The organism is Ectopseudomonas oleovorans (assembly GCF_003052605.1).
In the GTDB taxonomy this organism is placed as follows: Bacteria; Pseudomonadota; Gammaproteobacteria; order Pseudomonadales; family Pseudomonadaceae; genus Aquipseudomonas; species Aquipseudomonas oleovorans_A.
Genome location: NZ_QASO01000060.1, coordinates 1 through 6,351 on the forward strand (window position 1 = coordinate 1; position 6,351 = coordinate 6,351).

Annotated in this window: 7 protein-coding genes and 1 pseudogene; 5 read left to right on the forward strand and 3 right to left on the reverse strand. The window is 55.9% G+C overall.

Annotation, left to right across the window (positions count from 1 at the left end):
• Window positions 1-85: 85 nt before the first annotated feature.
• The 5 genes from tnpA (at window position 86) to DBO86_RS10330 (ending at window position 5,114) form a co-directional block, all read left to right on the forward strand.
• Window positions 86-376 carry an IS66 family insertion sequence element accessory protein TnpA gene (gene tnpA / locus DBO86_RS10305; protein WP_004423344.1) on the forward strand — a complete coding sequence of 97 codons (291 nt, stop codon included), beginning with the start codon at window positions 86-88 and terminating at the stop codon, window positions 374-376.
• On the forward strand, window positions 373-717 hold the full coding sequence (gene tnpB / locus DBO86_RS10310) for an IS66 family insertion sequence element accessory protein TnpB (RefSeq protein WP_004423345.1): 345 nt from the start codon (window positions 373-375) through the stop codon (window positions 715-717). The genes tnpA and tnpB overlap by 4 nt, the downstream gene beginning before the upstream one ends.
• Before the next feature lie 28 nt (window positions 718-745).
• Window positions 746-2,377 carry an IS66 family transposase gene (gene tnpC / locus DBO86_RS10315; protein WP_004423346.1) on the forward strand — a complete coding sequence of 544 codons (1,632 nt, stop codon included), beginning with the start codon at window positions 746-748 and terminating at the stop codon, window positions 2,375-2,377.
• Window positions 2,367-2,636 (forward strand): hypothetical protein, encoded by a 270-nt coding sequence (locus DBO86_RS10320; protein WP_003458515.1) that lies wholly within the window; start codon window positions 2,367-2,369, stop codon window positions 2,634-2,636. Before tnpC ends, DBO86_RS10320 begins: the two co-directional genes overlap by 11 nt.
• Before the next feature lie 441 nt (window positions 2,637-3,077).
• Window positions 3,078-5,114 carry a hypothetical protein gene (locus DBO86_RS10330; RefSeq protein ID WP_088137683.1) on the forward strand — a complete coding sequence of 679 codons (2,037 nt, stop codon included), beginning with the start codon at window positions 3,078-3,080 and terminating at the stop codon, window positions 5,112-5,114.
• 274 nt (window positions 5,115-5,388) lie between these two features.
• Here the strand turns inward: DBO86_RS10330 and DBO86_RS10335 are convergent, their stop codons facing one another.
• The 3 genes and pseudogenes from DBO86_RS10335 to DBO86_RS10345 form a co-directional block, all read right to left on the reverse strand.
• Entirely contained in the window at window positions 5,389-5,697 is a 309-nt protein-coding gene (locus tag DBO86_RS10335; protein ID WP_043884798.1) for an AzlD family protein, read from the reverse strand.
• A pseudogene (locus DBO86_RS10340) lies at window positions 5,694-5,843 on the reverse strand (AzlC family ABC transporter permease); the annotation flags it as partial. The pseudogene DBO86_RS10340 and the gene DBO86_RS10335, both read right to left, overlap by 4 nt.
• Window positions 5,844-5,874: 31 nt before the next feature.
• Window positions 5,875-6,351 (reverse strand): IS66 family transposase (locus DBO86_RS10345; RefSeq protein ID WP_146173183.1); only part of this gene is annotated, 477 nt, incomplete at its 5' end.

The window sequence follows — 6,351 nt, forward strand, 5'->3', positions numbered from 1 at the left end:
GTAAGCGTTCATTCCAAGACATCCTGCCATCCCGCTGACTTCCGCCCTAGAGTGACCTCGCATTCAACAACGCGAGGTTATTTCCATGAGAAAACACCGCACCGCAGAACAGTGGCAAGTCCTAATCGGTCAGCAGCGTGACAGCGGCCTGTCGGCCACGCAGTTCTGCAAGGAGCACAAACTCGGTTATGCCAGCTTCTGTAGTTGGCGCAAGCGCCTGTTGAGTCAGCCGGTCGGTGAGGCTGCGGATTCTGGTTATGCCAGCTTCCTGGATCTGTCATCGCTGATGGATGACTCGGCCTCTCCCGGAAGCGGCTGGAATATCGTGCTGAGCCTGGGTAATGGTGTTGAGCTAAGGCTGAGCCAGATCAGATGATCGGTCTGGATAGCCAGGCCCGGATCTGGCTGTGCACCGAGCCCACGGATATGCGTAAATCCTTCCGGGGGCTGAGCGCTCTGGTCCGCAATCAACTCAAGCAAGATCCGCTCAGCGGGCAGTATTTTGTCTTCGTTAACCGTCGCAAGACCCAAATGAAGATGTTGTATTTCACGCCCACGGGCTACTGCCTGTGGGCCAAGCGACTGGAGCAGGGGCAGTTCCGGGTACGGCCGTCTTCTTCGGGACAGCGCCCCTTAAACCTGACTGATCTCCAGTTGCTGATTGACGGTATCGAGGTGCAAAAGTACCGTCAGTTCAAGCGTTTTCGGGGCACGTAGCGGGTTGTGTTCCGGTATAATATCGGCCATGAATTCAATGGCTTCCGCGTCCTATTCCAACGCCCCTTCCTACTCGGTACTGGCCGAGGAGAATGCCCTGTTGCGTGAGCAGCTACAGGTCATGCAGCGGCAGTTGGACTGGTTCAAGAAGCAGCTGTTCGGCCCCAAGTCCGAGAAGCAGGTGTATGACCTCCCGGAGCAGGGCGGCCTGTTCCAATCGAATGATGCGGCTAGCCCGGAGAAGCCTCTCGATGCGGAGAAACGCCCGGTTCGGGCTTATCAGCGAGGCACCGGAAAGAAACAGCGGGACGACGACTGCCTGAACGATACGGGTCTGCGTTTTACAGCGGACGTGCCAGTGGAAGTTGTTGAACACCTGCCGCCGGAGCTAAGCGGCCCCGACGCCGACCAGTACGACATCCTTGGCACCAAAACGACCTATCGGCTGGCCCAGCGGACGTCCAGTTACGTGGTGTTGCAAGTGGAACGCCCCGTATTTCGGCGCAAGGGCAGCGACAAGCCCGTGACCACGCCGGCCCCGTCCAACGTACTGGACAACAGCCTGGCCGACGTCAGCTTGTTGGCGGGTCTGATGGTCGACAAGTTCCAGTTTCACCTACCGCTGTATCGCCAACACCAACGCATCCAGCAAGCGGGTATTACCCTCAGCCGCAGCACCCTCACCAATCTGATCAAGCGATCTATTGATCTGCTGCGGCCGATCGTGGATGCCCAGACCGACAATGTTCTGCGCAGCCGGGTGTTGGCGATGGATGAGACGCCGATTAAAGCTGGCCACCAGGGTCGGGCAGGCCCACAAAAAGGCAAGATGAAATCCGGCTGGTTCTGGCCGTTATACGGCGATGCCGATGAAGTGGTGTTCACTTACTCGAACAGTCGAGGCCGAGCCCATATCGAGCAGGTACTGAACGAACAGTTCAGCGGAACTCTGATCAGTGACGGCTATGCTGCTTATGCCCGCTATGCCGCCGCACAGCAGAACATCATCCACGCGCAGTGCTGGGTGCACAGTCGTCGTTACTTCATTGAGGCGCAGAAGGACCACCCGATAACTGCCACCGAAGCCCTTCAGCAGATTGCCAAGCTATACACCAACGAAGAAGAGATCCGCGTCCAGCAACTGACCGGCGAAAAGAAACGCCAGTACCGGCTGCTCCACTCAAAGCCGGTGGTCAGCGACTTCTTCCAATGGTGCCGGGATCAACTGGCACAGGGCGGTCTGCTGCCCAGTGATTTATTGACCAAAGCACTGAACTACGTGCTCAGCCGTGAAGCCAGCCTGACCGTCTTCCTGGAAGACCCAGACGTCCAGCCAGACACCAACCACCTGGAACGGGCCCTGCGCCCCATTCCCATGGGACGCAAGAACTGGCTGTTCTGCTGGACTGAACTCGGCGCGGAACACGTGGGCATCATCCAGAGCCTGATCACTACGTGCAAACTGCACGACATCAACCCGTACACCTATCTGGTGGACGTGCTGCAGCGCATCAGTCAGCACCCGGCCAGCAAGGTCGCTGACCTGACGCCTCGGCTCTGGAAGACCCGGTTCGCCGATAATCCGTTACGCTCGCTGATCGATCCGCGCCATTCTGATCGACAGACCGCACAGCCAAAGGGCACCCTCCATGCGCATTGAAGACATGAGCATCGATCAGCTATTGGAGCTGAACCGAATGATCTGCCGGCGCATTGATGAACTGCAAGATCAAGAAAACCTGCAGGCGCTGAGTCGGCTGCACGTGGGGCTGAAGGTGACCTTCGAAAGCCGAACTGGCTTGACTATGGGGATCGTCACCAAGATCAACCGCAAGAGCGTGATCGTCCTGGCCGAGAACGGCACGAAACAGTACAAGGTCTCACCGGAATTGCTAAGGCCCCTTCGGGACGTAAAGTAAGTCCAGTACGTCGTGGAATGAACGCTTACTTTGCGATAGCTGTGCTCGAGGTGGCCGTTGACGACAAAGGGGCAGTGCGCGTGCTGAGCGTGGACATGGCCATTGGCTGCGGCCCGATCAGTCCGGGCGGATCCGGGCACAGCTCGAAGGTGGCGCCATCATGGGCCTGAGCTTGGCACTGAGCAGCGAGATTACGTCCCCCAAGGGACAGGTAGTTCAGAGCAATTTCCATGACTCTTGAAGTATTCGGCCAGAACGCGTCGCCGCGGGTGATCCGTACCTTGGTAGTTGTATCGTCTGAAATGGACCCTAAGCGGTTGTTGTTGCCCCTCAACAGTCGATGGCCAATGACGCTGCAGACGCAAGACAACGAAACTTCAAGGATGGACAATGTTGGCCCTCCTTGGGCCATCGAGATGGACGCCGGCTATGGAAAAAAATATGGATATCCAGCAATTCATCGAGTTATGCGATAGCGTTAAAGCCCGTTCAGCCTCATTACCCAGATTGTCGAGCGAAGATGCCTATCAAGCGCTCAGCGACGCTGCTGCAGGCTTTGAGAAAAAACTTCTCTCGGCCGTCATTGCGCTGCGGAAGTACCTTGCCATTCGTCATGAGCGTGGCAACGCCAAGAGGGACCCATATCTCTCGATCCTAGCCGTCATTCGAGACGCGACCCGGGAAGAACGTCCAAGCGCACAGAACTCTGCTTTGGATTGGGAGCAGTTAGTCGAATTAGTCCTGTCAGCACAGGGTTCACTTCATCGGTTTCGCCCAGGACAAGCCGAGAAATTTTCCGATGAAGAGAATGCTCTATCACAGGCTTGCCTGAAGCTTTCTCGCTTAGGGGTCGAGATCGCCGAAGAAAATTCCGAAGTCAGAATTTCTCAAAACTCTTACGCGCTCATCGAGACTGAAATCTCTCGATTGGCGAATGCCGTTGGAGGGGAAGGAATTCTGGAGAATGTTTTCTCGAACCTAGAGTCCCTGTATCACCAGCCTTTTGGCCGATACTTATTCGGGCGGAAGGTTTCCACGGGCATCGCTAGGGTCTTTCCAGCGGTACCATGGGGCTATCTGATCGCTTTGGGCGTAAAGCATTTGCCAGCCCCAAAGGCTGTTAATAGTGAACAAGATTTCGAGCAGTTGGTTCACCTGATCAGAGACCTCATCACAGTATTTGAGATCCAGCCCTACAGCATCTGGAGCAACCTGCTGTTTGGACCTGACCGCCTTATGTCCCTGCTTCAGGAAACAGTCCTTTACGACAACTTAGTTGCGGTGCACCAGATCAGCGGTCGTCACGCCAAACTGATCCTCGGCTCGCTGACCAAACCATTTGTGAATGCCGGACACGTGAGCTATAGGGTACGGCTGAAGGATGCGACCAAGCTTGCTCTGGCTGCCATCGATCTCTCGCACACAAAGCGCCAAACATTGGTTACCGCCGATGATTTGGCTAAAGCCTCGGGTCTACGGAGGGACATAGTCGAAACCGCTTTGAGCGACGTGTTGGCTTTTGGTGAAGGGGTTTCGAATCGGACACTATCCTTTCCACCATCAAGCGCAGAAATTGACTCAAGCTTCAAACCATTGTTCAAGCGCGGCAAAAGTTACCTGTTGCTACCGCGCTCCCTGACGGCACTGGGTGCCATGAACGCTGTGCTAAACATGATCTCTAGACCTAACGATGTGTTTGATAAGGCACTCGACCAGAAACTGGGAGAGTTCTTGGAAGAGTTTATTCGGACTCGAATCCGTGCGGCGGGCGTACCAGTACACACTGGCGATATTCAGTCAGATAACCGCGAGCTGTTAGGCGAATGTGACGCGTTGATTGATACCCCAAAGGGGGTATTCATATTCGAGGTCAAGAAAAAAGGGCTGACACGCAAGGCCATGGCGGGCCGCGGTGCAGACCTTCTCGTCGACCTTGCCCAGAGCCTGATGAAAGCACATGAGCAGGCGTACAGGGCAGAAACTCATCTGGTCAAGCACGGGGAGATCACCCTCAAAGACAAACAGGGACAGGAAGTCACTGTGGCTCTTGATGGAAGAGAAATCGAGAAAGCGTCTATCTCGCTAACCGATTTCGGAGGTCTCCAGAGTCGATCTATCCTGCAGCGAATTCTCGATGCAGCAATCCGCATTGAGGTGAATGCGGACAATGAACGAGACAATAAGCGAATCGAAGACTGGCGTAAAACCGTTGCCGCGCTACGTGGCTATGTCATTGAAGAGAAGCCTGACCGCCCGTTCTTCAACTCGATTTTTTTAAGCGTGCCTCAGATCCTTACGCTACTGGAGCGGATCGAGGATGGAGACGAATTTTTCGATGAAGTCACGCGCGGCAGGTCTGTGGTATATGGCCTCCAAGATTTCTATAGCGAGTACGACCAAGCGCTTAAATTGGCAGGCCTTAAAACCGCTCAATCGGCCGCCTTACTTCATAGGGAAGGCCTTAGCCTGAAGGGCTAGGTTCTACCAGTAATGAGATAACCATGATAGAGAAGAGATCGGTCGCGATGATGGAAAGTCATAGCACTGACCGCTGGAACGACTCCCTGCGGAAGGGGGCAGGGCGCAGATGAACCAATACTCTGTGGATTATCATCGGGGGCATTCGGCCTCGACTGGAGATGGCATTCAGATCGAATGCTGTCGTCGGCGACAGGCACTTCTGGCCCGGTGCAGCCAGCGGTGACAGTCCGCACTCGGCCATAAGCGGTCAGACCCAGCCAGCTTTATCTGATCAAATCTGCCTGAGCATCGCCGCAGTTAGGATGCCGATCGCAATCGCGGGTAACGGCTTCTTCAATAGCAGCATGGTCACAGCTGTAGCGACAAGCGCCAGCCGTGCAGCGTTGTCGCCCTGCACGGCCATGGGCGCGAGAATCGCCACCAGAACAGAGCCGGACATGGCACCGATGAACTGCCGCACCCTGTAGCCTATCGGCACATAAGACATCACATACACACCACCCCAGCGGGTCGCCAGTGTGACCAGCGCCATCAGTAGCACGAGGATCAGCGTGCCGTAACCCGTTGTCTCAAGGCTCACTTGCTCTGCTCCATCCAGAATGTTCCCGCCACGCCGCCAGCGAGCGCACCTACCACCACATGGCTGTTCTCCGGCAGGAAATGCCAGGCCAGCAGGGAAGCAGCTGCGGCAATCAGCCAGATGAACAACAGGCGTAGATTCTTCTCTGTATGCGTCTGGGCATCCCGTCTTGCGCAACTAAACCAGTCGCCACCTATGCGGCAGCAGCTCCGTAATCTCACTTGCCCGCTGCGTCGGCAGGCGCGTGAGGACGTCCTTCAAATAGGCGTACGGGTCATGCCCGTTGAGTCGAGCTGACTGGATCAAACTCATGATCGCCGCTGTCCGTTTACCGCTGCGCAGTGAACCTGCAAAGAGCCAGTTCTTGCGCCCCAACGCCCATGGCCGGATCTGGTTCTCTGCCCAATTATTGTCAATGGGTACGGCGCCGTCATCGAGATAGCGCGACAGCGCCGTCCAGCGTTTGAGGCTGTAATCCAATGCTTTGCTGATGGCCGAGCCATCGTGCACAAGTAGGCGCTGGGTGATCATCCAGGCATGCAACGCGTCCATCACCGGTACGGCTTTTTCTTGTCGTATTCGGCGGCGTAAATCCGGTTCTAGGTCGCGGACTTCATGCTCGATTTCGTACAGCAGCTGGATGTACCTCAAGGC